Source organism: Pseudomaricurvus hydrocarbonicus (assembly GCF_011602365.1).
Taxonomy (GTDB): domain Bacteria; phylum Pseudomonadota; class Gammaproteobacteria; order Pseudomonadales; family Cellvibrionaceae; genus Pseudomaricurvus; species Pseudomaricurvus hydrocarbonicus.
The window spans coordinates 1-25,277 of record NZ_JAAONZ010000023.1 but is presented as its reverse complement, the minus strand read 5'-3'; the positions used below and the strand labels follow the sequence as shown (position 1 = coordinate 25,277).

Here is a 25,277-nt window from a genome sequence, read left to right as displayed (position 1 = left end):
TTTAGGGCATCAGCCGAATGTAAATCACCCGCGTCATTTAAGCCGGCCAGGTATTAGAGTGTGGATGTGGTTTCCTGTTCTTCAGAGCCCTCAAAGCTGGCTTCTGTCGGCGTGATTACGGCATCATTTTTGGTGGATGCCAGGCGCCGCTGCTGTACCTGCTGGTGCCAGGCAATGGTGCTGTAAAAATTGCGTATGTTCTGAACATAGGCCACAGGCTCCCAGCCGCGAGCGTAGCCGTGTTTGGTGGTGCGATAATGTTTTCGTTTGGCCAGCAGCGGCAGGTGCTCACTGACGTCAATCCATTTGTCCGGGTCGCGGCCCATTTTTTCAGTCAGTACCCGGGCGTCTTCCAGATGTCCGTAACCAATATTGTAGGCGGCTAAGGCAAACCAGGTGCGGTCAGGGCCTTGAATGTCTTGCGGAATGCGATCGAAAATCTTTCGAAAATATTTCGCCCCACCCTTAATGCTTTGTTCCGGGTCGAGTCGGTTGGTGACACCCATTTCCTTGGCGGTGGTTTTGGTGAGCATCATCAGTCCGCGTACACCGGTGTGGGACCGTGCGTGCTCGTCCCAGTGGGATTCCTGATAGCTCATGGCGGCAAGCAGTTGCCAGTCCAGGTCAAACTCTTCACCGGCGACAATGAGGTTTTCCTGCCAGCGGGGCAGTCGAGTATCCAGTCGACGAGCAAAGGTGGTGGCACTGCCTGTATCCATGGCGACAACTTGGCCATAGTGGGTGTTTTCCAGTTTGGCCAGCTTGCCGTTACGTTTTGCCTGCCGGATAAACTCATTGGCTTTATCGAATAAGCTGTTGTCGGAATCTAACGGGAAGGCCCAGGCCAGGGGCATGGGCTGTTCGGAGATGGAAAAAGCACGCTGGGCGCGCGGGTAGAGATTGCGGCTCAGGGCGAAAGCATTGGAATCAATCACGGCAAAATCAATGGTGCCGGTGTGAACCATTTCCATGAGATCAATCATTTCCAGGTCGGATTGCTCGTGCCAGCGCAGTTGCGGGTGCTTTTGCTGCAGTTTGCGCAAGCGTGCGGCCTGTGCGCTGTTGGAAATCACCAAAATGCTTTTGTTGTAGAGGTCTTCAATGTTCGTTGGTCGCTTGGAGCCGGTGCGATAGAGAAGCTCCTGGTTCACCTCCATATAGGGTTCGGTGAAGCGAATGGTGTTGGAGCGCTCGTCGGTAATGCTCAGGCCGGCCGCGGCAAACTGTCCGCGGTGGCTGCCGACGGAGTCGAAGATGCCGCTGTAGCTTTCCTCTTCGGTAATCTTCAGCTTGAGCCCAAGAGAATCGGCAAACGCCTTGGCGAGAGAATACTCGTAACCATCAAGCCCCTGATTGCCTTCATAGTAGGTGGTCGGGCCGTTGCGGGAAATGATGGTGAGCTCACCTTGCTGTTGAACTTGTTCGAGGACCGTGGGCGTGTGGCTGGCGGTCAACATCAGTGGTAACCCGCCGAGGATGATCATGGCGACCAAACTGCGCAGGCAATAAAGGCTCAGCTTGCTGTGTGGCATTCGAGTCTCCCAGTGAAGCCTTCTGACTTCCGTGTGATGGCTTTTACTTATCTTAAAAAGCCATATGCATTGAGCTTTAGCCGCTATTAAGAAAATAAAGATCCGCCTTTAAACCGAGGAAAGGCGTCCTAAAATATCCTTTTTGAAGAGGCGTTATATCCGGCTCGAACAAAATTTGCGCGATTTTAACCGTTAAACACGTGACCGGCTAGCTTGTTTTTCACGTTTAATTGTAGTAGGGGTTTTCCAATTTGTGCGACATTCTTTAAATTTTTTTTGTGTTGTTTTATTTCTCTTGGGGGTAGCTCAGGGGAGGGCTAAGAACCGTGGGGCCTTGACGGTTAGTTATTACTTCAAATCTTTAGCGGTCTTTAATTGCTGCCTCATCTGCGGATATCCAGTACAATGGCGGCCTTTTTTCGGGGCAGGGCTTATTCTTGAGGATGGAAGTTGACAAACACGTTCATTTCCATGCGTTTTGCTCCGAGAAGCCCAATCTCCAGACATCACCAAAACCAAGAGGTTTTAAGCGACTATGCTGACCCTGCGCGGCGCTCCGGCACTTTCTGAATTTCGTACCCAAAAGCTTCTCACTGCACTCGAGCAGGCCGATACCTCTATTAAAGGGGTGTATGCCGAGTATGTTCACTTTGCAGAAGTTAAATCTGATTTGTCTGATGCTGAATTGGTGGTGTTGGAACAGTTGCTGACCTATGGGCCGAAAGCTGAAGTTAAACAGCCGTCAGGTTTGCTGTATCTGGTGGTGCCGCGTCCCGGAACGATCTCCCCCTGGTCTTCAAAGGCCACGGACATTGCCCATAATGCCGGGCTGGACAAGGTTCAGCGGCTTGAGCGCGGTATTGCGTATTATCTGGAGTGCGATGAAGCTGGCCGGGCTGACAAAGAGTTGTCGGCTGTGGTCGCAATCTTGCACGACCGCATGGTTGAAGCGGTGTTTACCGATCTGTCAGACGCCGGGCAATTGTTCAGCCATGAGCAGCCACGTCCGCAGACCAGTGTGGATATCCTTGCGGGCGGGCGGGACGCGCTTTCCCGGGCCAACCGCGAATTGGGTCTGGCCTTGGCCGAGGACGAAATCGACTATCTGGTGGACAGCTTTAACGGTCTGGGGCGCAACCCGGTGGATGTTGAGTTGATGATGTTCGCCCAGGCGAATTCCGAGCACTGTCGTCATAAAATCTTCAATGCCACCTGGACACTGGACGGTGCAGAAATGCCGAACTCACTGTTTGGCATGATCAAAAATACCTATGAGAAGGGCGGCGAGAACGTGTTGTCAGCCTATGCCGATAACGCTTCGGTCATTGTCGGCAGTAAAGCCGGGCGGTTTTACCCGGATCCGCAGACAAAAACCTACGGCTTCAATCAGGAAGATATTCACATCCTGATGAAGGTGGAAACGCACAACCACCCGACGGCCATCTCACCCTTCTCGGGTGCCGGTACTGGAGCGGGTGGCGAAATTCGTGACGAAGGGGCGGTTGGACGCGGTTCAAAACCCAAGGTGGGGCTGACGGGCTTTACGGTGTCGAACTTGCAGATTCCCGGTTATGGTCAGCCCTGGGAGCAGGATTACGGCAAGCCAAATCGAATTGTGACCGCGCTGGACATCATGATAGAGGGTCCGATAGGTGGTGCGGCGTTCAATAACGAATTCGGTCGCCCTAACATCTGCGGTTATTTCCGCACATTTGAAGAAAACTTCGACGGTGAGCGTCGCGGCTATCACAAGCCGGTCATGTTGGCGGGCGGCTACGGCAACATCAAGGCTGAGCACGTTGACCAAAATGAATTTGAGCCAGGAGCCAAGCTGGTGGCCCTGGGTGGGCCTGCCATGTTGATTGGACTGGGTGGTGGGGCGGCATCGTCCATGACGTCTGGTTCCTCTTCAGAGGACTTGGATTTTGCTTCTGTGCAGCGCCAGAACCCTGAAATTGAGCGTCGCTGCCAGGAAGTCATCGATCAGTGCTGGCAATTGGGCGGTGAAAACCCGATTGCGTTCATTCACGATGTCGGGGCTGGCGGTTTCTCCAACGCCTTCCCTGAGTTGGCCAAAGACGGCGGCTGTGGCGCGCACTTTGAGTTGCGCAACATCAATAATGACGAACCGGGCATGAGCCCGTTGGAAATCTGGTGTAACGAGGCGCAGGAGCGCTACGTGATGGCGATCATGCCAGAGGACCTGGCGCGCTTCGAGGCAATTTGCCAGCGTGAGCGCTGCCCGTATGCGGTGGTGGGTGATGCGACGGCAGACGACCATATCATCCTGAACGATACTCATTTTGATACCAAGCCTGTGGATCTGCCCATGTCGGTGCTGTTTGGCAAGCCACCGAAAATGCACCGCACCGGTGAAAAACGCTCCTACGAAACCCGCCCCTTTGAGACCAAAGGTCTGTCCCTTTACGAGGCCGCTGAGCGGGTAATGCAGCACCCCACGGTCGCCAGCAAAAGCTTTTTGATTACCATTGGTGATCGTTCGGTAACCGGGCAGGTGGTGCGTGATCAATTTGTGGGCCCCTGGCAGGTGCCGGTGGCTGATTGCGCGGTGACCACTCAGGCCTACGATACCTATGCGGGTGAAGCCATGAGTATGGGCGAGCGGACACCGACGGCTCTGCTGGATGGGCCTGCTTCCGGTCGCATGGCTATTGGTGAGGCCATCACCAACATTGCGGCGACCCGGATTGAGCGGTTGTCTGACGTGAAGCTCTCTGCCAACTGGATGTGTGCTGCGGGCCATCCGGGGGAAGATGAAAAACTGTATCGCACCGTTGAGGCGATTGGCATGGAATTGTGTCCAGAACTGGGTATTACGATTCCGGTGGGCAAGGATTCGATGTCCATGCGCACTGCGTGGGAAGAGGACGGTGAATCAAAAGCGGTCACCGCACCACTGTCCCTGGTGATTACGGCGTTTGCCCCGGTCACTGATGTTCGCAAAACCGTGACCCCTCAGCTGCTGACCGACAAGGGGTCTACGGAGTTGTTGTACCTGGATTTGGGTAACGGCAAGAACCGGTTGGGTGCCTCCATTCTGGCTCAGGTGTACAACCAAATTGGGGATGAGCCGGCGGATCTGGATAGCGCCACCGCCCTGAAGGGGTATTTCGCGGCGATGCAGGAAAGCCTTGAAGCTGATCAGATCCTGGCCTACCACGATCGCGGTGACGGCGGCTTATTTACCACCGTTGCAGAGATGGCGTTTGCTGGCCACATTGGCGTGGACATCAATATCGATAGCCTCGGGGCAGACCCTTTTGCGGTGTTGTTTAACGAAGAGCTGGGGGGCGTGATTCAGGTTCGCACGGACGATGTTGATGCCATCATGTCGCGCTTCAAAAAAGCCGGAGTCAACATCTGCAAGCTGGGTTGGTTGAATACCCATGGAACCCTGCGCATTGAGTCCAATGGCGAGATCATTTATGACGAGTCGCGCTCTGAATTACAGCGCTTGTGGAGTGAAACCAGTTATCGGGTTGCCGCTTTACGAGACAACGCCGATTGCGCCAAGGCTGAATTTGAGCAGGTCACTCAGGTCAATCCGGGGCTCAGTGTTGAGCTGACCTTTGATCAAAACGAAGACGTGGCGGCACCCTATATCAATACTGGAGTGCGTCCTCGTGTCGCGGTATTGCGTGAACAGGGTGTTAATGGCCATGTTGAAATGGCGGCGGCGTTTGATCGTGCCGGTTTTGATTCTGTCGATGTGCACATGAGTGACGTGTTATCTGGTCGAGTCGGTTTAACCGAGTTTAAAGGGCTGGTGGCGTGTGGCGGTTTTTCCTACGGGGATGTGTTGGGTGCTGGGGAGGGTTGGGCAAAAAGTATTTTGTTCAATGAAAAGGCCCGCGATCAGTTTCAGGCATTTTTCCATCGCAACGACAGCTTCAGTCTGGGAGTCTGTAATGGCTGCCAGATGATGTCAAACCTCAAGGAGCTGGTGCCTGGGGCTGACCACTGGCCACGCTTCGTGCGCAATGTCTCTGAGCAGTTTGAAGCTCGTTTCAGTATGGTGGGTATTGAAAAGTCGCCTTCTGTGCTGTTTGACGGCATGGCTGGCACCAAGATGCCGGTCGCTGTCGCGCACGGCGAGGGTCGGGCTGAGTTTGCCTCAGAGGTTGCGCTTGATGCCTGCAACAACAGTGGTCTGGTGGCCATGCGCTTCCTGGATAATCACAAGCAGTACACGATTGATTATCCCGCCAACCCCAATGGCTCACCCGAGGGTATCACCAGTCTGACGACGAGCGATGGCCGAACCACCATCATGATGCCTCACCCGGAGCGGATTTTCCGGGCGGTGAACAACTCCTGGCATCCCCAGGAATGGACAGAAGACAGTGGTTGGATGCGTCTGTTCCGTAATGCTCGTGTTTTTGTTGAATAAAAAATGGCTTTACGCAATGGCGTAAAATAACCATAGGTTCACCCAAAAGCCTGAACGATTGTTCCAGGCTTTTGTTTTGCTTTTGGGCAATCTTGCGCCTGTCTCTTGGGGTGCTGCCTCCTTCTTCTGCTCGGTATTATTTGCTGATTCGTCAGCTTTAGGCCCAGGCATCATCGTGCTCAAAGCCGGGCAGTTTTCTGTCTGATTACAATCAGGATTTGTTCGCTTTGGCTGTGAAGCCGTGACGGATTGTTACTGCCCGTAAAATTTCACAATTTCTGGGGGTATCGATCGGAGGCAAGCTGACTGTGCTTGCCGGTTGTTTGTCATCCGTTTCCAGGTGATGGCATGGGGTGAACGGTTCCTGTCGTTAATCGGCGAACCGGTGTTGTCATTACATAGGAATTCGGATTGATGTTTGAAGCATTTTTAATTTTTCTGGCTGTCCTTGCTCTACTGTGTATCGTCTTTGAAGAAGTCATTCATATAAACAAGGCCAAGACGGCATTGTTTTTGGGGTGTCTGTCGTGGCTGTGCCTGTTTGTGCAGGCAGGCGGGGCAGAAGGGCAGGAGGAGATTAACGAGCATCTGAATGAAAACTTGTTGGAGATTGCCACGCTGTGGCTGTTTTTGATGTCCACTATGACCTTTGTGGCCTATCTGAATGCCAAGGGAATGATTCAGAATATGGTGCGAAGGGTTTTTCCCAGTGAAGTGTCGACCCGTGTGCTGTTGTTTCAGGTGGCGTTCTTTGCCCTGTTTTTATCGGCAATTTGTGACAACGTAACGGCAACGCTGGTGAGCCTGGGGCTGGTGCAGGCGTTCAATCTCGAGACCAGGGCAAAATTGAAAATGGCAGCGCTGGTGGTGTTCGCGGTGAATTCGGGCGGTGTGGCTCTCATCACCGGCGATGTGACGACCCTGATGATTTTCCTGGGTGGGTACGTGAGCATGTCACAGCTGCTGTTGCTGTTGCTGCCCTCGGCTCTGGGGGTTATCGCGCTGGCCATTTTATTCAGCATCAACCTGCCCGGTAAAATCAAGCTTGAGCCGGTGAAGGGGACCTTTCGCACGCAGGATGTGGTCATTGCGGTGGTGTTTTTCAGCACCATTCTGTCAACCATGCTCTTTAATGTCTTCTTTGGTGTGCCACCGGTACTGACATTTTTGACCGGTCTGTCCGTCATGTTTTTGGTGGGCACCTTGTCCCACACCAACAAGGAAGAGATTAAAATTCTGGAGTACATCCGTCAGGTTGAATATGACACGCTGCTGTTTTTCCTCGGCATTTTGTTGCTGGTTGGTATGTTGAAAGAGGTGGGCGTGCTCGAAACGCTGGCTCACTTTTATGCCCAGTTTGAGCCACACTATGCCAACTATGTCGCGGGGGCGGTGTCGGCACTGCTGGACAATGTGCCTCTCACCGCGGCACTGTTGAAAGCAGGCCCGGATCTGCTTACCTCTGAGTGGCTGGCGCTGACCTACGCTGTGGGCGTCGGGGGCTCGTTGCTGGCTATCGGTTCCGCAGCGGGGATATTGGCCATGAGTAAAGTCAAAGAGCTGACCTTTGGCAGTTATCTGCGGTTTGTGCCCGCGCTGACGGTGGCCTATTCGGTTGGTTATGTCGCAACCATCTGGGTGGCTGCTGCGGCTGGGATTCAGTAAATCGGCCGAATTTGGCCGGTTTAAGGTCTTTGCCGGACTTTAAGCCGGTGGCCAATGAGGTGCCGGTGGCACGGATGTGGTAGACTGCGGGGCCATTTTTAACCCATTGAGTTGCTAAGATGTCTGATACGTTTGAATCCTTGGAACAGCGGGCCAGCTACGGTGTAGGCCGTCAGCTGGGTGATCAGGTTGCTAATGCGCCATTTGAAGGTTTTGATACCGAAGCTGCATTGGCCGGTTTTACCGATGCCCTCCAGGGTGCTGACTTTAAAGTTCAGCCAGAACAAATTAACGAAGCTTTCCGCGAAATTCAGGCTCGCCTGCAGGCAGCCGAAGCTGAAAAATCGAAAACCATGTCCGCAGAAGGGCAGGCTTTCCTGGACGAAAACGCCAAAAAAGAGGGCGTTACTGTGACCGAGTCCGGACTTCAGTATGAAGTACTCGTGGCGGGTGAGGGCGATAAGCCAACTGCCAGCTCCACGGTTCGTACTCATTACCACGGTACTTTAATCGATGGTACTGTGTTTGACAGCTCGGTGGACCGCGGTCAGCCTGCCGAATTCCCGGTTAATGGCGTGATCGCCGGCTGGACGGAAGCTCTGCAAATGATGCCGGTTGGCTCCAAGTGGCGCCTGACGGTCCCTTACAGCCTTGCCTATGGTGAGCGCGGAGCGGGCGGTGCTATTGGTCCTTACGCGACTCTGGTGTTTGAGGTAGAGCTGCTGGACATCGTTTAAGTCCTCAGGTCTTCCTGTGCCAAGCTTGCGCTTCAGTTGAAGCGCAAGCCCATTCTTGATCCTCCTCCTGTTGTATCCCCCATTTCTTCGTATCGCCAGCCCTGGCCGCGTTTTTCTCTATCAAGCTGACCGTACTTGCTTTCGCCTCGTGCTTTTAATTGAATGATGATTCGGTTTATAATCCGCCCGAAGGGTGCCGTAGAAGGTGCCATGGTGCGTGCGCCTGCGATTAGCGGGTCAGCCGTCTACACTGAATGCAGTTCTATCTGATTGGATGAGAAACCTTTATGAGCGTCATTGAGCATACAACTTCCTATTACGCCGCCAGTGCGAACCCCAGTCCGCAGCGGGATGCTTTGCAGGATTCTATTACCGCTGATGTGGCCGTGATTGGAGGTGGTTTTTCGGGGATTTCCTCGGCTCTGCATTTGGCTGAAAAGGGTTTTAACGTGGTTGTGTTGGAGGGCGCCAGGATTGGCTGGGGTGCTTCTGGCCGCAACGGTGGACAAATAGTCAACAGCTACAGCCGTGATATGGACGTCATCGAGAAAATGTATGGCGTTGATACAGCCCGGGCATTGGGCGCCATGGCGTTTGAAGGTGGTGATATTATTCGTGAGCGTATCAAAACCTATAACATCGACTGTGACTTGAAAACCGGCGGAGTGTTTGCGGCAATTACGGCCAAACAACTCAAGGGGTTGGAAGAGCATAAGGCTTTATGGGAAAGCTATGGCCACGATCAGCTGCAGCTGCTGGATAAGAGTGCGATTCGCCAGGAAATCCAGACAGACCGTTATGAGGGCGGTCTTCTGGACATGCGCAGTGGTCATATTCACCCGCTGAATTTGGTGTTGGGGCAGGCGGCAGCGGTTGAGTCCCTGGGTGGAAAAATTTACGAACAGTCTAAAGTGCTTCGCGTAGAAGAAGGCGAAAAAGTTAAGCTCTATACTGAACACGGGGATGTGACGGCAAACTATGTGGTGGTGACGGGTAACGCTTATTTGGGGAACCTGATCCCGAAACTGGCGTCTCGGTCTATGCCCTGTGGTACGCAAATGATTGCGACCGCCCCTTTGAGTGATGAGCAAGCCAAGGCATTAATACCATCCGGTTACTGCGTAGAGGATTGTAATTACCTGTTGGATTATTTCCGCCTGACCGGTGATAACCGTCTGATTTATGGTGGTGGTGTGAACTACGGGGGTGGTGATCCTGATGATATTAAGCAGTTTATCCGTAAAAAAATGATCAAAACCTTTCCGCAATTGGCCAATCTGGAAATCGACTTTGGCTGGGGCGGGGACTTCCTGCTGACGATGAGTCGCTTGCCGCAGTTTGGCCGTATCGGCAGCAACATATACTATATGCAGGGTTACAGTGGTCACGGGGTGTGTTCGACACATTTGGCCGGTCGTCTGGTTTCTGAAGCATTGACCCAGCAGGCGGAGCGCTTTGATGCATTTGCGGCCTTGCCGCATTTGCCCTTCCCGGGGGGCCACACTTTCCGTGTTCCTTTTACCGCTATGGGCGCTTGGTTTTATGCTCTGCGTGATAAGCTAGGTATCTAAAATGGCTATGAATCTATTTGCCTATGGCTTGTTGCAACACGCCGATGTGCTGCAACAGTTAATCGGTGAGCCTTTAAACGGTGAAGTTGCAACGCTGCCTGGGTATACCCGGCGTCAGTTACTGCTGAGTGGGTTTAAGCCCTGTGCGATGGCGGTGCCTGAGGACGGTCACTCCTTGTCGGGGGTGCTTTTTCGCGATGTGTCCCCGTCCGCGTTGGCCGCCATGGATGCGTTTGAAATGCTGGATGAGCAAATTTATCGACGGGAAACGGTGAGTGTCTCCACCGCTGCTGGTGAAAACGTAGCCTGTGAAGTCTACCTGCAGGGAGCGGCCTTAACGGATGACAATTTAGGCGACCCCTGGTGCGAAACCAGCTTTATGGAAGAGTATTATCAGCATTACGTTGAGGTGATGGTGCCTGAATTTTTGGCCGCGCGGCAGATTGGCCGGCCGCAGGAGTGAGCGTGGCAACGACGGGCCAGGTTGGCGTAACAGCGAAGCGCTGACCGCTGTGTTGAAAAACCGTTACCGATAAAAAGCCAGGGTCAGTAATCTGACCCTGGCTTTTTTGTACGTTATTTTTTCTTGATGGGGGCTGCCGAGAAACCATCGCCCCATTTCTCGGCGGCTGATTTGGCTTCCGCTTCCTGAGCGGCCGTAGGTTTGCGGCGCTTGCCGATGTTTTTGGTGTCGCGGTGACGGACTTTGCTCTTCTCCACTTTTTTTCCGGACTTTTTCCCGGATTTGTCCGAGGTGTCACGTTTTTTCGTCGCGGCGGCCTTGCCGGAACTTTTGACCTTTTTGGGGCCTTTAAACTTGGCTTCAAGGCCCGGTACCGAATAGCGGTCGAAGCGTATATCCAGTTCCCGTTCAAAGCGCGCCATCAAGTCCCAATCCCGCTGGGTGATCAGGGAGATGGCGAGGCCATCCTGGCCGGCGCGGCCGGTGCGACCCGTGCGGTGAATAAAGTCTTCACTGTTGCGGGCGAGGTCATAGTTTATGACCAGGTCGATGCCCTTGATGTCCAGCCCCCGGGCAGCAACATCTGTGGCAATCAGCATCTTGATACGGCCGCGACGCAGGCGATTCATTTCGTTGTTGCGAGCGTCCTGATCCATATCGCCGTGTAAAACACCCACATCCTGCTGCATGTACTTCAGCCAGCCCACCAGCTTGTTGGTTTGGGCCTTGGTGTTGACGAAGACAATGGCTTTGTCGTATTCCTGAGTTTCCAGTAGCTTCAACAACAATTTGTTTTTGTGCTTTTCGTCATCGGTGAGCACGATTTTTTGTTGAACGTTGGCGTTGGCCTGGCTGTGATCGCCAATAGCGATGGTTTCAGGGTCGCGCAAAAGTGAATCCGTCAGGTACTGCTGACCATCCAGTGTGGCAGAAAAGAGCAGGGTTTGACGGTCGGCGTTACAGCTGGCTGCAATTTCCATGACGTCGTCGGTAAAGCCCATGTCCAGCATGCGATCGGCTTCATCCAGAATCAGTACTTCCAGGTCCTTAAAGTCTGCGGAGCCTTTTTCAAGGTGCTCTTTCAGGCGGCCGGGAGTCGCGACCAGAATTTCGGGGTTTTTGCGAAAGATGGCACGTTGATACTTAAAGTCATGACCACCGGTGATGGCATTGACCTCAAGGTGAGAAAAAGCAGCCAATTGTTTGCAGTGTTTGACAATTTGACGACACAACTCGCGTGTTGGCGTCAGGATGAGCGCCCGGGTACCGCTTTTGGGGGCATCTTGTTGCAGTAATCTGTTCAGTGTCGGCAGGATAAACGCAGCCGTTTTGCCGCTGCCTGTTTCTGAACTGACCACCAGATCCCGGCCTTCAAGCGCCAGCGGAATAGTCGCTTTTTGCACGTCGGTGGGCTCGGTAAATTCCAGAGCCTCAAGGGCTTTGAGTAGGCGTTCATTAAGCTTCAGTTCTGCAAACACAGGGAGTTCTCATTCAAGGTGGTCAACGGTTGCGAACTTTACCAAAAAGCAGTCTGCCTGTCTGTTTATACTGCGATGAGGGCATGAAAAGTCCCTGTCTGAGGTATGAGGGGGCCTCAGGTCAGTGTGCGTTTGGCCAGATAGGCCTCATAGTCCGGTTCATGGCGTAAATAGGGCGTGCCCAGGAGCGGGGAGGTGATGACCATATCGGCGGTGCTCTGATTACAGGCCACCGGGATGTTCCAGACCGCGGCCAGTCTCAACAGGGCTTTAACGTCCGGATCGTGAGGCTGGGCGGCTAGAGGGTCCCAGAAAAAAATGAGCACATCGATCTTGTGCTCGGTGATTAAGGCGCCAATTTGCTGGTCGCCGCCGAGAGGGCCGCTGATCAATTTGTGGATAGGGAGTCCGGTTTGCTGTTCAATAAGACTGCCGGTGGTGCCGGTGGCGTAGAAACGGTGGGGTTTGAGGCGCTCCAGATGTTCCTGGCACCACTTCAAAAGGTCGTTTTTTTTATGGTCGTGGGCGACCAGGGCAATGGACTTTTGAGCAGGATTTTCTACGATTCTGGTGTCCACAACAGCGGCTCCCTTGTTCGGTTTCATTCTTGCCTGGCGGCATTACTCACTGAATAACTGAATGGCAAAGCCGGTTTTGAGCGCTTCGCGCAACCCTTTGTCGGCATTCAGGATTTTGGGGTCTTTGCATTTTTCGGGGGTCAGCAGTTGGCGTTTTTCAATTTCGACTTCTTTAAAACCCTCGCGCATAATTAAAATCTTGCAGAGCGTTTCAGCCCCAAATAGGTCCAAAAAGTTGATGTAAACAATAAAGGGCGCTTTCTGGCCCGGTTCAATACCGTCAAGGGCTTTGGTGGCGACGGCTGAAGCAGAAAAGACGTACATAAGAATTCCTCGTTAAGAATACGGGATTAGGCACGATTTTCGACAAAACTGCAAACGGCTCAGGGCCTCCATCTGTCACACGCTCAGGCTGTCCATTGGTTCCGCTGCGGTCTGCGTTTTCCATGGATCTCAACATCGCCTGGCATGGTTTGTGGCCTGTGGGAGACAGCTAATGAGTGGCAAATAGTGCTACAATCGGCGCCATTAAATTTTCTTACAGTTCTGGGTTGTTATAGCCGAACTGGATTGCAGTTTAAGATTGCATTACCACTTTGCGCTGACAACAGCATCGATTTCGGAGTTTTATCTATGAATCCACACATTATTGACGTGACTCAGGCAAATGCCCAGCAGGTCTTGATTGATGAGTCCCGCATACGGCCCGTGGTGGTTGATTTTTGGGCGGAATGGTGTGAGCCCTGTAAAAGCCTGATGCCGATTTTGGAAAAGTTGGCGACAGAATACAACGGCCAGTTCCTCCTGGCCAAAGTAAACGCCGATGAGTTGCAGCCTATCGCTCAACAGTTGGGCGTTCAGAGCCTGCCTACGGTAATGATTATGAAGGATGGCCAGCCGGTGGATGGCTTTGCCGGGCTCCAGCCAGAAATGGAAATACGCGCCATTTTACAAAAGCATCTGCCCGACCCCTGGGAGGCGTTGATCGAACAAGCCAACGCGTTGATGCAGGAAGAGAAATTTAATGAGGCGCTGCCGTTGCTGCTCCAGGCCTATAAAGAATCCGCGGAAAAAGCCTCAATTGGCGTGGGCCTGGCACAAGTGTACCTGCACTTAAACCGCTGTGATGAGGCCGAGGCGCTGCTGGATAAAGTCAAGATGGTGGATCAGGATGCCGCTTACAATCAAGCCAAAGCACTGTTAGAGCTGAAGCGTGAAGCGGCGTCATCACCAGAACTGCAAGCGCTGCAGGAAAAGTATCAAGCGAACCCTGAGGACGCTGAAATTGCCTACCAGTTGTCAGTGCAATACAGCCAAAACGGACAGGCGAGGGAGGCCCTGGAGTTGTTGCTGGGGTTGCTGCGAAAAAATCTCAACTACGACGAGGGGGCTGCGAAGAAAGTTTACATGGACATTTTGGCGAGTCTCGGCAAAGGCGATCCCCTGGCCGTAGAATATCAGCGAAAAATTTACACGCTGCTGTATTAAACAATAGACAGCGACAGCAGACAGGCGAGAGGGAGGCTGATGAGCGGCACCAGCGCGGCCCTCACTGGCTACCAGTAGGTTCTGAGTGCGAGAGTGACACCCACACCTTCGTAGTCGCCGCCTGCGTTCTTGGAGTCTTCCATGTGCGTGTACTGTACGCCCACATTGATTTTGGCTTTGTGGCCGTACAGAAAAAAGGTCGCTCCGGCATAAAGCTCGTTGTATCGATCGCCGCGTCCGCCAACGATTTCTCGTTCATAGCGATGCAGGCGCAGCCCTCCCTGACCCTTGCTGTCCAAATAGCTGTAACGCATGACCCACTGGGTGATGTCGGTTTGTCGGTAGGAGGGCATGATCACCAGCCCCCAGATATCCTTTTGCCCCAGATCGCCATTGCCGGCCGCCAAATCTGTGGCCAGTCCCCACTGCTTGAACTGGAATTGGCTGCTGAGTGAGACAACCTGTGAGAAATCCCGGGTGTTCTGGGCTTGGTCAGAATCGTTGTAGACATAGTCGAGACGGACCTCACCCTGTTGCCAGAAATTCCCGGGAGACAGCTTTCTTCCCACTGAGAAAAGTCCAAAATAGCTGGCCTCGGTCAGCCCGATTTCGTCGGAATCGTCGCTGGAAAACAACCCGGCATTGATGCTCCAATCGTCATTGACGGGGCCACTGACGCTGGCGCCGGAGAAGTACTCGGCGGTGAACCAGAGGTTATTGGTCAGATTGTTGCGCTGCGGGGTTAGCAGCTTTTTGGACGATGTTTTGCCGTCCAGGGTAAAGCCTGCGGAGTGCTTTAGCACCTTGAGGTCGAGCTGGTTGGGGAGCTTCCATTTGAGGTAGGCGTCGGTTAACCGGTTGTAACCGTTGTCGTCCTCATTGTTGAGGTTAAAGTCGCCTTCCAGTTGAAAGGCGGTGTGGCGGTATTGGCCAACAAAACCAAAACGAAACCTGCGCCAGAGCATATCGTCGTAGCTGCCTTGCCCTGCACTAAATGACGCGGCATCGACCTGCAATCGTCCGGACAGGCTCAAATAATTGCCGTTCGGGTTTTCGTAGAGGTGGGCGTAATCCCAGATTTTGTCATAGCTGGCTGTGTCTGCTTGGGCGGCAGGAGCATGCAGGCCCAGTGTCAATAGGGCGCCACTCAGCAGACATGTCACGGTTGAGCCAGACAACCGTGGGGGCATGGCTGGCAGAACAGGAGCTGGGCGGGGCGGGGTGCCAGAGGTGCTCATTGGAAACCGGGAGGTGATCGTCGAACCTGTAGCTGTGATCCCTGTTATTTTCATGCTTTGTCAGCCTTCAACTTGGTGGTGGTCAGCCTGGATTGAACAATCTGGATTGAACAATATTGCTGTCGATAGTGTGTAAACGGCTACCTTTGAGGTTAATCAGGAAGGTATAGCACTGTCATGAAGCTGTCTTTGTGAGGGGGTGGCGAGCTCCAGGGGTTGATAACGGGCTATTTGGTCCCTGGTGGAGCTGCGTTTAGACGCCGGGCCTTGCGCTTCTCCCAGTTGCGAACCACGTGCCAACGCCAGAACATCTGCATGGAAATATAGCCCAATCCCCCAAAAAACAGTCCGGTAATCACGCTGCCTACCACCAGGGGTTTCCAGAGGCGTAAAAACTCCGTATTGAACCATTCCCAGGACAGTTCTAGCGAAAATGCCAACGCCGGGCTGTTTAAAATCCAGCGCCCGAGTTCATAGGTGGCAAAGAAAATCGGCGCCATGGTAAGCGGGTTTGAGATCCAGACCAAAGCAACCGAAATAGGGAGATTTACCCGAAATACGAACGCCAGCAAGGCGGCAATGGGCATCTGGCCCAAGGTCGGCAAGAAACACACAAACAGGCCGACAAAAAAAGCTCCGGATACCGAATGGCGGTTTAGGTGAAACAGGTTGGGGTCGTGCAGCAAGTGCCCCATAAAGTTCAACGCCGGACGGTTTCTGAATTCAGAGGGGTCGGGCAACCAGCGTTTGAAAATCTTCTTGGCCATTCAGGTGTCATCGGCGCTATTGCGAGGCGCCACATTATGCACGGAAATGCAGACTAACTCTAGCGACCGGGAAAAAAGCAAAAACGGTGATACTCAATCAACGGGGTGAACAAAAAACGAACACCCAGGCCCGCTGGCGTCCATTAAAGCACGTCTACGATCTGTTTAGCGGCGTTGTAGGGCGTCACGGTGTTGTTCATAACCCCTTGTTGCAACAAAGGCATTTTGCTTTGTACTTCCGGGTTTTGCTTGAGGCGCATCTCAAGCATTTCGTGTATGAGCTTATTGAGCCATTCGGCATTTTGTCGGGCGCGTTTTTCGTAGAAAGCCTGGTTGTCCAGCGCCAGCTGCTGGTATTCACAAATCATTTCCCAGACATCGTTGATGCGACTTTTTTCCAGCGCAGAGCAGGTTTCGACTTTGGGCGTCCAGAAACTGCCGTGTTTGATGAGGTGGAAGGCATTTTGGTAATGCTGCTTGGTGCGTTGCGCGAGGTTGATGCTTTCGCCGTCGGCTTTGTTGATCACCAGAGCGTCCGCCAACTCCATGATGCCCCGTTTGATGCCCTGCAGCTCGTCCCCCGCATTGGGTATCATCAACACCAGAAAAAAATCCACCATGGCGGCAACTTCATATTCGGATTGGCCGACCCCCACTGTCTCCACCAGAATCACGTCATAGCCCGCGGCTTCGCAGAGCAGCATGGTTTCCCGTGTTTTTTGCGCAACGCCACCCAGGGCGCCCTCAGAGGGGGAGGGGCGGATAAATGCATTCTCTTCCCGGGAAAGTTCTTCCATGCGGGTTTTATCGCCCAGAATACTGCCGCCGCGAAGTGGTGAGCTGGGGTCTACAGCCAGTACGGCCACTTTTTTGCCGAGACTGATCAGCTGCTTGCCAAAAGCTTCGATAAAGGTGGATTTGCCGACTCCAGGGATACCGCTGATGCCAATACGGATGCTTTTACCCGTCTCTGGCAGCACCTCTTCGAGCAATTGCTGGGCTTGGTTGCGGTGGCTGTCGAGTTTACTTTCGACCAGGGTGATGGCTTTGGCCAGTGCCCTGCGATTTCCCTGGCGCAGCAGGTCCAGATTGATGTTCGACATCGGTGGTCCTCAAGACTTTTTCAGTAAAAGGGTTGGGGGGGAGCTCGGCTGTAAATGGCACTTAAAAAAATGCCCCCAGAGGGGGCAAATGTAGTACAGCAACGGGTTGCACATCAATCGATGATAAAAATATCGACTGTAATGCAATAAATTGTACAGCGTCTGAATCAGCAGCTGGCGGTATTGGTGTCATCATCAATACCACAACGGGACGCACTGCCACGCAGTGCGTCTCAGGCATTGTCGAATCAGGCGGTCGCTTTGCGAACTTCGTCCAGGACGCCACGGGCAGCCAGTGGAATCTTGGTGCCTGGACCAAAGATGCCTTTGACACCGGCCTGGTACAGGTAGTCGTAATCCTGTTTCGGAATCACGCCACCGGCGACCACAATGATGTCGTCCGCGCCTTGCTTTTTCAGTTCGGCGATCAGTTCCGGCACCAGGGTCTTGTGACCGGCGGCCTGGGATGAGACACCGACCACATGCACATCGTTTTCAACGGCCTGCTTGGCGACTTCCTCCGGGGTGGAGAACATGGGGGACAGGTCGATGTCGAAACCGACGTCAGCAAAAGCCGTCGCAATGACTTTGGCGCCGCGGTCATGACCGTCCTGGCCCATTTTACAGACCAGCATACGCGGGCGGCGCCCCTGATCTTTTTCGAAGGCTTCGATGTCAGACTTGATGGCCTGCCAATCGCTGTCGTCTTCGTAAGGAGCCCCATAAACACCCGAGATGGTACGGGCCTGAGCGTTGTAACGGCCGAATTCTTCTTCCATGGCGTCCGAGATCTCCCCGACAGAAGCCCGCAGGCGAGCGGCTTTCACAGACAGGTCCAGCAGGTTGCCTTGGCCGGTTTTGGCGGCTTCGGTGATGTCAGCCAAGGCGGCTTTCACGGCGTCATTGTCGCGTTCAGCTCGCAGGGTTTTCAGGCGGGCAATCTGGGAGTCGCGAACGCGCACGTTGTCGACTTCCAGAATGTCGAGATCGTCTTCCTTATCGAGAATGTACTTGTTCACGCCGACAATGACGTCTTCGCCGCGATCAATCCGGGCCTGTTTCTTGGCAGCGGATTCTTCAATACGCAATTTAGGCAGGCCGGCTTCGATGGCTTTGGCCATGCCACCGTTCTCTTCAATCTCTTCAATCAGTTCCCAGGCCTTGTCGGCGATCTCCTGAGTGAGAGATTCCATCATGTAAGAGCCGCCCCAGGGGTCCGCCACCTGAGTGATGCCGGTTTCTTCCTGAATAATAATCTGGGTGTTGCGGGCAATGCGGGCTGAGAATTCCGTCGGCAGGGCAACCGCTTCGTCCAGAGCATTGGTGTGCAGTGACTGGGTGCCACCGAAGACTGCCGCCATGGCTTCAATGGTGGTACGTACAACGTTGTTGTAGGGATCCTGCTCGGTCAGTGACCAGCCAGAGGTCTGGGAGTGGGTACGCAGCATGGACGATTTTGGGTTCTTGGGTTCGAACTCGGCCATGATGCGGTCCCACAACAGGCGACCGGCGCGCAACTTGGCGATTTCCATGTAAAAGTTCATGGAAATCCCCCAGAAAAAGGACAAGCGGGGTGCGAAGGCGTCTACATCCAGGCCGGCATTGAGTGCCGTGCGGACGTATTCCCGACCGTCGGACAACGTGTAGGCCAGCTCCAGCGCCGCGTCGGCCCCGGCTTCCTGAATGTGGTAACCGGAGATCGAGATAGAATTGAACTTCGGCATGTGCTCAGAGGTGTAACCAATGATATCACCAATGATTTTCATGGAAGGCGCGGGAGGGTAAATGTAGGTGTTGCGCACCATGAATTCTTTCAAAATGTCGTTCTGGATGGTTCCAGCCAGCTTGTCCTGGGAAACCCCTTGCTCTTCGGCGGCGACGATGTAGTTGGCCAGAATGGGCAGCACAGCACCGTTCATGGTCATGGAGACCGATACCTGATCCAGAGGAATCTGGTCAAACAGGATTTTCATGTCTTCGACGGAGTCAATCGCCACACCGGCTTTGCCGACATCGCCGGAAACGCGGGGGTGGTCGGAGTCGTAGCCGCGGTGGGTGGCGAGGTCAAAGGCGACCGAAACACCCTGGGCACCGGCTTTCAGGTTTTTGCGGTAGAAGGCATTGGACTCTTCCGCCGTTGAGAAGCCCGCGTACTGACGGATGGTCCAGGGGCGGCCGGCGTACATGGTGGCCATGGGGCCACGGACATAGGGCGCCATGCCGGGGAAGGTGTCGGTGTATTCCAGGTTTTCAACGTCAGCCTTGGTGTACAGCGGCTTGATGTCGATGCCTTCCGGGGTGTGCCAGGTCAGCTCCTGGGGCGTCAGGCCTTTGGTTTGCTTGGTGGCCAGGGCTTCCCACTCGGCGAGTGTTGGTTTCTTGTCGGACATAAAGATTTCTCTCATTGTCAGCTCCCTCGGGAGCTTTTAAGTTCGGTCGTTGCTGTCTGGGTGGCGCTTAAACTAACGCCTGTACTGTGCTGCCTATCCCATCACATCTATCGCTCAAAGTGGATTGAGCGGGTTGGCGAATGATGGACAATCTTGTCGCTCAACAGGGCTCAGTGATGATCGTCTTGCGGCTCGTTGAGCTCAATCAGCACACCGTCACAGCTTTTCGGGTGGATGAAAATGACCTTGCAATTGTGCGCTCCAAGGCTGGGAGCTTCCGATAAAAACTGATAACCCTTTGCCTTCAAGTGTGCCACATCGGCTTCAATGTCGTCGGTACGAAAACACAAGTGATGTAACCCCCCCCCTTTCTTTTCCAGATAACCGGCAATGGGGCCTTCACCGTTCAGCGGGTGAACCAGCTCAATGCTGGTCTCCGGCAGGGGAAAAAATGCGGTGCTGGTTTTGGCCGACGCTACGTCTTCCTTGCCTTCATACTTAAGGCCAAAATCGTCCATGAAGCGTTTAATGGCCTTTTCCAGGTCAGGCACGGCGATAGCAATATGGTCAAGAGCAACAATCATGGTGTGTCTCCAAATACAGTGTTTGCAAAAAACAGCATTTTTGCAACGAAGCCTCTATGCGTCGGTGAGCGTCAGTTGAGACAGGAAGTCATCGGTCTCGGCCTTGCGGCGAGCCTGAATCTCTTCGTCGGTTTCAACCACAACGACTTCGTCTGGGGTAATTTTAAAAATCGGCTGACCCTTTTTGATGATGGTGCCGTCCAGGTCCACCAATACCTTGTCGATGGTGCCGGAGAAGGGCGCAATCACCTTGTTGAACATCTTCATGACTTCAATGATGTACAGTGGATCGCCAGCGTTGAAATGGCTGCCCGCTTCAACAAAGGCTGGCATGCCTGGTGCTTCGCAAGAGTAAAACATACCACCGGTAGGCGCCAGAATCTCATCCGATTTTGCCACTGGAGGCGGTACCAGTACCTTCGCCATGGCTTTCTGCAGCGTTTCATCCGTGAGACGGTCGGGAATGTTGATGCTCAGGTCTTCGTTGACGTACAGCTCAAAGAACTCCGTGCGGTAACCGATGTAGGCCAGCAGGCTCAGTATCTCGCTGCCCGCCTGGTAGCCGGCGTGTGCCGCCTGGACGCCATGCCACTGCTCAGTGGTCATGCCTTCAGGCGCATTGCCGGCCAGCAGTTCGACCAGCTGGCCGTAATTGTTGGTGCCCAGTTTTTCTTCCAGAACGTCGTAGAAAGCGATGGCCTGTTGCAGGATCTCATGGTCGTGATCCCAGATCATTTCGGCGGCAGGCTTGCTCTCGCAATAATCCATATTCAGGAAGTGGTATGTCTCCGCCAGGATGCGCACCGGGTTCTGTTTCCAGGACAGTTTGCCGCCTTCCATGGAGTAGGCGGGTTGATTCACGCTCAACCAGCCGGCTAACAGGTGGGGCTCGGCCAGCAATTGCTCCAGCGGGCGGGTTAACATGAGCTGCTTGCGAGCCAGAACGGCTTGCAGGGCGCTCTTTTCTTCGTCAGAGCCACAGTTGCCAAGCAATTGGGCACACACTTGCTGGTAGGCGTAGTTTACGTCCAGATTGTTGGCTTCTTTTTTCAACAGGCCTACCGCGGTCAGGTAAGGCACGATGAAGCGTGTTGTGGGGCGGGCGTTGATGTTGTTGCCCAAAAACCAGTTGACCAGACCGTAATGAAATTCCAGGTTGGTGGCCAGATCTTTGCCGCGCAGCTCGGTCACACGCAACACTTCGGCCATACGCTGGTAGGTGTTGGTTCGGTCGTCACCAATGGTCAGTAGCAGGGCAATGTTGGAATCGTAGGCCCCGGCCAGATGGTATTTCATGAACACATCGGTATCCGGGTTGTGCATGCTGATGCCCTGGTCATCGCGGATTTCACCATCGATGGGGTTTGACCAGTTTTCAATGATGCCGCCGGCGTGAGGCTGCAGCGCCTGGTTGGTGGCGTTCATGCGGGCCTCAACCGACGCCTTACTGCGCAGGATACGCTCGGGTTTGGGCAGTTTGGTGCCGTGAGTGGCGATCAAAACCATCACTTCAACCAGCGATTCCGCGATAAAGTATTCGTCGCTGTTATGGGGGTTGGTGAACTTCAGTTTGTAGCACAGCTCGGTTACGCGATGTTCAACCTGAATACGGGTATTCATTTCCATGAAGTAGTGTGATTCACCGTCGACGATACACTCAAAAGTGCCCACCGAGTCCAGCTTCACGGCTTCACCAAAGATAGCGCCTTCGTGCTCCATCTTCTCCAGAATCAACAGGTCTCTTTGCAGCTGCTCGGCTTCGGCGGTTTTGCCAGCGGCTTCTGCAACCTTGATGGCGTCTTTCAGTTCTTCTTCGGTGACGGACACTTCCAGCAGTTTCTGCTCGTGCATTTGCAGGGAGCAATCACGACCGCCCATGGTCATGCACCATTCACCGTTGCCAACAACCTGAATTTCCTGGTGGCGGGTGGTGTCGATGTTCATTTCGATCAGGACGTTTTTGTTATCGCCCACACCGTTGGTTTTCAGTTCAATCAAGCATTCCAGAACCAGGGAAGGAACCTTGGCCGCGGCTTTTTCAACTTTCTCTTCGAGAGTTTCACCGGCATAGGAATTGGCCGATTGCAGGATGCGCTGGCCTTTACCACCGCCACCGGCGATGGCTTTCAAGCGGAAGCGGTTGTTGGGTTTTTCCGCCAGCATGCGCTTGGCCTCAACCTGCAGGGCGGCTCCGATGTCGGCGGCGACAATAATATCGATACCGGCATCGTAGGACGCGGCCAGCAGCGCCAGGGCTTTCTCTTCGTCGTCTTTACAGGCAGCAAAGTCAACATCCAGGTTGTTGTCTTTGGCGCATTGTTCCAAACCGTCTTTACCGTATTTGTCGAACAGGGCCAGGCTGGTGGCGTTGTTTACACCGGGCGTGACCGAGACGCCGGTCTCCAGAGCGGTCCGCTTGGCCTGGTCTTTCATGCCCGCGGATTTCTGGGTGAACGAGCACGGGCCAATAAAGTTCAGGCCGGCTTGCTCCATGCCTTCCACCATCTCGGCATCTTCAGACATGAAACCGTAGCCAGCAAAGATGGCGTTGTAACCGTTATTTTTGGCGATGTTGACGATCTGCTGGATGCGCTGGGCACGCTCCTCTTTATCGGCACCGGTGTAATCTGGCACGCGGTGAATGTGGGCCGGGTTGGTCAGTTTGCGCAGTTCGGGTGCCAGGGCACTCTGATAGGTAATCGAATCCTTCTCGGACAGCAGAATACCGTAGTGGTTGATGCCCATTTCTTCGAAGACATCCATTGCCTCTTTACGGATTGGGCCGCGGCAAATGATCAGCGGACGCATGTGAGTGCAGTCAAAGCTGCGCACCCAGTCGCTGTCAGCGTTTGCCAGGCGGCGATCCTTGTGGATCAGCGGATTGTTCAGATAATTTGTGTTGTTGTCTTTCACGGCTCTAGCCTCTTTAAATTCGTTTGTTGTGTTGCCTTAAACCTGCGGGTAGGGATTAGTGGAATTCCCGCTGTGGGCCCGCGAAAGGTTCCGGTGTGTAGTGGCTCAAATGGAAATCCATTTGTTTACACAGCACTTCACGCAGATCGGAAGGCATAACAATTTGAGAAATAGAGCCCAGACTCAGGGCTTCGTTCGGATTCATCAGCTCGGCTTCGTAACGGTCTTTCAGGGCTTTATCCTGCACCGCTTGCCAAGCCAGAACATCGGCTTCAGGCTCGCCGCCGGCCAGGCGCTGTTTGACCTCGGCGCGGATGGCCTTAACTTCATTTTTGTAGACAAATTCGACTCCGGCAGGGCCCATCACTGCGGCGCGGGTCGAGGGCAGGGCGCAGACAAAATCCGCCCCGGTGGGGTAGTTGTTGTAGGACGCGTAAGCTCCGCCGAAGGCGTTGCGGATAATCATCAGGAAACGCGGTGTGCGCAGGTCGATAATGGCGTCCAGCATGGCGCGTCCGGCCTGAACGATGCCGCCAGCTTCCTGTTCACGACCGGGCAGGAAGCCGGTGGTATCTTCCATGAAAATCATGGGAATGTTGTACAGGTTACAGAAGCGAATGAAACGGGCGTTTTTCAGCGCCGCATCAATGTCGATCTGGCCGGAAGCCACAGCGGAGTTGTTGGCCACAAAGCCGATCACATTGCCGCCCATACGACCCAGGGCACAGACAGTATTGCGGGCGCGATCTGGCTGGATTTCCATAAAGTCACCGTGATCACACAGCTGCTGAATGATGATGCTGACATCCAGGGGGGTGTTGAAACCGCTGGGGGAATTAAAGGCTTTCTTCAGCAGAATGTCGATGTCCCAGGTTTTACGGTCAACGGGATCGGAGGTGGGCTGAAACGGAGCCAGTTCGGCATTGTTGTCCGGAATGTAGTTGAGCAGCGATTTAACTTTGCGCAGGGCGGCCACTTCGTCGGGTACGACAAAGTCAGTCACACCAGACTGGCTGTGGACGCCTGGGCCACCCAGTTCGTCCGGGGTCACGTCTTCGCCGAGGACGGATTTTACAACGCCTGGTCCAGTCAGGCCGAAGAAGGTTTCATTAGGCTGAATCAGGAAAGAGCCCTGGCGCGGCAGGTAAGAGCCGCCACCGGCGTTAAAACCAAACATACACATGATGGACGGTACGACACCGCTGATTTTACGCAGGGCGGTAAAGGCTTCGGCGTAACCGTCCAGCCCCCCGACACCGGCAGGGACGAAAGCCCCCGCGGAGTCGTTCATGCCGACGAGAGGAATGCGACGCTTGCCAGCCAGTTCGAACAGGCGGGCCAGTTTCTTGCCGTTGGTGGCGTCCATAGAGCCGGCGCGCACGGTGAAATCGTGTCCGTAAACGGCGACATCACGACCGTTGATCTTTACAACGGCGGTGACAATTGAGGCGCCGTCGAGATTTTTGCCCCAGTTCTGGAACAGAACTTGCGGTTCTTCGTCCGTCAGAAACGCCAGACGCTCCCAGATGGTCATGCGCTGTTTGGCGTGCTGACGCTCAATGGCGGGGACACCCGCTGCTTTACGGGGGCGCTGAAGCAGCTCATAGCCTTGCTTCAGGTTTTCTTCGTAAAGTCCTGGCTCGTAGGAGGCCTGGCCAGGAACACTGAATTCTACTTCTGCGGCATCGTCAAATGGGTTGACGAGTGTTACCTGCGGCTTAGTTGTATTCGTCATGCTTATTCCAGCTCTTGTTGTCATGTTGACGTTTGGGCGTTGCAGTGTGGACTGAGCCCTGTGTATTCGTGCCTCAGTTGCCGCAAGGGAGTACACGGTTGGCGATGTACTCGGGCAACAGGACTTATTTAGGTGGTTGGATCATAATGGCTTATGTCTATGCTTGGAACCGCCATAAAACCCCTTTTAAACAACATTGTTTATCTATAAGTATTTGAAAAATAATGATATTTATAAGGTATTGTGAAAATACGGTTACAAAAAAATATAATTAAAATAGACAAAAACATACTTCTAAAAGTTTATATGGTGATTTTTGTTGGCAGAATATGTCTGTTTTTTGAATTTTGTGCTCAAGGCTGCTCGATACGGGGGCGGTTGACGGCCATCCTGCGCGCTGGTTGGGCGTGATGAGCGGGTAGAGCGCATTGCCCATAAGACTGTAGCGCAAAAAATGGCTGTCACCACACTGGCGTTAGCGACTTGGTCTATTTTTAGCCCGTTAGCCCGAATATTTCACAAAGGACTAAACAAGAACGGCTGAAAGCCTTATGGTTATTGGTGTCTAGACAATATCCGCAAGCAATCAGCCGTGAACAAAATGATACCACAGTCTTTCCAGTT

General features: G+C 53.7%; 18 protein-coding genes. 6 read left to right on the top strand and 12 right to left on the bottom strand.

All coding sequences use genetic code 11. The features are described from left to right. Nucleotides 1-53: 53 nt before the first annotated feature. Nucleotides 54-1,532: a membrane-bound lytic murein transglycosylase MltF gene (mltF, locus tag G8770_RS20885; RefSeq protein WP_167191602.1), complete on the bottom strand. Its 1,479-nt coding sequence runs from the start codon at nt 1,530-1,532 to the stop codon at nt 54-56. Nucleotides 1,533-2,067: 535 nt separating this feature from the next. On the opposite strand from mltF, the gene purL reads away from it, so the two are divergent. From purL to bamJ, 3 genes are all read left to right on the top strand, one after another. Next, on the top strand, nt 2,068-5,943 hold the full coding sequence (gene purL, locus G8770_RS20880) for a phosphoribosylformylglycinamidine synthase (protein ID WP_167191600.1): 3,876 nt from the start codon (nt 2,068-2,070) through the stop codon (nt 5,941-5,943). A 414-nt stretch (nt 5,944-6,357) separates the two neighbouring features. After that, a complete protein-coding gene (nhaD, locus tag G8770_RS20875) occupies nt 6,358-7,608 on the top strand; it encodes a sodium:proton antiporter NhaD (RefSeq protein ID WP_167191598.1) in 1,251 nt (416 codons plus the stop codon). A 119-nt stretch (nt 7,609-7,727) separates the two neighbouring features. Beyond that, complete coding sequence (gene bamJ / locus G8770_RS20870) at nt 7,728-8,345, top strand: BamJ family beta-barrel-assembly machinery protein (protein WP_167191597.1); 618 nt, start codon at nt 7,728-7,730, stop codon at nt 8,343-8,345. Nucleotides 8,346-8,377: 32 nt separating this feature from the next. On the opposite strand, the gene G8770_RS20865 is transcribed toward bamJ, so the two are convergent. Next, nucleotides 8,378-8,557, bottom strand: a complete 180-nt coding sequence (locus G8770_RS20865; RefSeq protein WP_167191595.1) for a hypothetical protein — start codon at nt 8,555-8,557, stop codon at nt 8,378-8,380. A 75-nt stretch (nt 8,558-8,632) separates the two neighbouring features. Between G8770_RS20865 and G8770_RS20860 the strand changes: the two genes are divergently transcribed. Further along, complete coding sequence (locus G8770_RS20860) at nt 8,633-9,916, top strand: NAD(P)/FAD-dependent oxidoreductase (protein WP_167191593.1); 1,284 nt, start codon at nt 8,633-8,635, stop codon at nt 9,914-9,916. A 1-nt stretch (nt 9,917) separates the two neighbouring features. Continuing rightward, the gene (locus G8770_RS20855) at nt 9,918-10,379 is read left to right on the top strand and encodes a gamma-glutamylcyclotransferase family protein (RefSeq protein ID WP_167191591.1); all 462 of its coding nucleotides are present in this window, start codon (nt 9,918-9,920) and stop codon (nt 10,377-10,379) included. 113 nt (nt 10,380-10,492) lie between these two features. Here the strand turns inward: G8770_RS20855 and G8770_RS20850 are convergent, their stop codons facing one another. The 3 genes from G8770_RS20850 to G8770_RS20840 all read right to left on the bottom strand — a co-directional run bounded on the left by G8770_RS20850 (nt 10,493) and on the right by G8770_RS20840 (nt 12,759). Next, a complete protein-coding gene (locus G8770_RS20850) occupies nt 10,493-11,857 on the bottom strand; it encodes a DEAD/DEAH box helicase (protein WP_167191589.1) in 1,365 nt (454 codons plus the stop codon). Nucleotides 11,858-11,973: 116 nt separating this feature from the next. After that, nucleotides 11,974-12,435 carry a methylglyoxal synthase gene (locus G8770_RS20845; protein ID WP_341771184.1) on the bottom strand — a complete coding sequence of 154 codons (462 nt, stop codon included), beginning with the start codon at nt 12,433-12,435 and terminating at the stop codon, nt 11,974-11,976. Between the two features lie 42 nt (nt 12,436-12,477). Continuing rightward, entirely contained in the window at nt 12,478-12,759 is a 282-nt protein-coding gene (locus G8770_RS20840; RefSeq protein WP_167191585.1) for a hypothetical protein, read from the bottom strand. Nucleotides 12,760-13,068: 309 nt separating this feature from the next. On the opposite strand from G8770_RS20840, the gene trxA reads away from it, so the two are divergent. Beyond that, nucleotides 13,069-13,923, top strand: a complete 855-nt coding sequence (trxA, locus tag G8770_RS20835; protein WP_167191583.1) for a thioredoxin — start codon at nt 13,069-13,071, stop codon at nt 13,921-13,923. Nucleotides 13,924-13,991: 68 nt separating this feature from the next. Here trxA and G8770_RS20830 read toward each other — a convergent pair whose 3' ends face one another. The 7 genes from G8770_RS20830 to G8770_RS20800 all read right to left on the bottom strand — a co-directional run bounded on the left by G8770_RS20830 (nt 13,992) and on the right by G8770_RS20800 (nt 24,653). Then, a complete protein-coding gene (locus G8770_RS20830) occupies nt 13,992-15,086 on the bottom strand; it encodes a porin (RefSeq protein ID WP_167191581.1) in 1,095 nt (364 codons plus the stop codon). Between the two features lie 302 nt (nt 15,087-15,388). Then, the gene (locus G8770_RS20825) at nt 15,389-15,928 is read right to left on the bottom strand and encodes a DUF2062 domain-containing protein (RefSeq protein WP_167191579.1); all 540 of its coding nucleotides are present in this window, start codon (nt 15,926-15,928) and stop codon (nt 15,389-15,391) included. Nucleotides 15,929-16,071: 143 nt separating this feature from the next. Beyond that, entirely contained in the window at nt 16,072-17,031 is a 960-nt protein-coding gene (meaB, locus tag G8770_RS20820) for a methylmalonyl Co-A mutase-associated GTPase MeaB (RefSeq protein ID WP_167191577.1), read from the bottom strand. 248 nt (nt 17,032-17,279) lie between these two features. Continuing rightward, nucleotides 17,280-19,436 carry a methylmalonyl-CoA mutase gene (gene scpA / locus G8770_RS20815; protein WP_208022422.1) on the bottom strand — a complete coding sequence of 719 codons (2,157 nt, stop codon included), beginning with the start codon at nt 19,434-19,436 and terminating at the stop codon, nt 17,280-17,282. 155 nt (nt 19,437-19,591) lie between these two features. Beyond that, nucleotides 19,592-20,005: a methylmalonyl-CoA epimerase gene (gene mce / locus G8770_RS20810; protein WP_167191575.1), complete on the bottom strand. Its 414-nt coding sequence runs from the start codon at nt 20,003-20,005 to the stop codon at nt 19,592-19,594. A gap of 54 nt (nt 20,006-20,059) precedes the next feature. Beyond that, complete coding sequence (locus tag G8770_RS20805) at nt 20,060-22,918, bottom strand: ATP-binding protein (protein WP_167191574.1); 2,859 nt, start codon at nt 22,916-22,918, stop codon at nt 20,060-20,062. A 55-nt stretch (nt 22,919-22,973) separates the two neighbouring features. Further along, a complete protein-coding gene (locus G8770_RS20800) occupies nt 22,974-24,653 on the bottom strand; it encodes an acyl-CoA carboxylase subunit beta (protein ID WP_167191572.1) in 1,680 nt (559 codons plus the stop codon). Between the last annotated feature and the right edge of the window lie 624 nt (nt 24,654-25,277).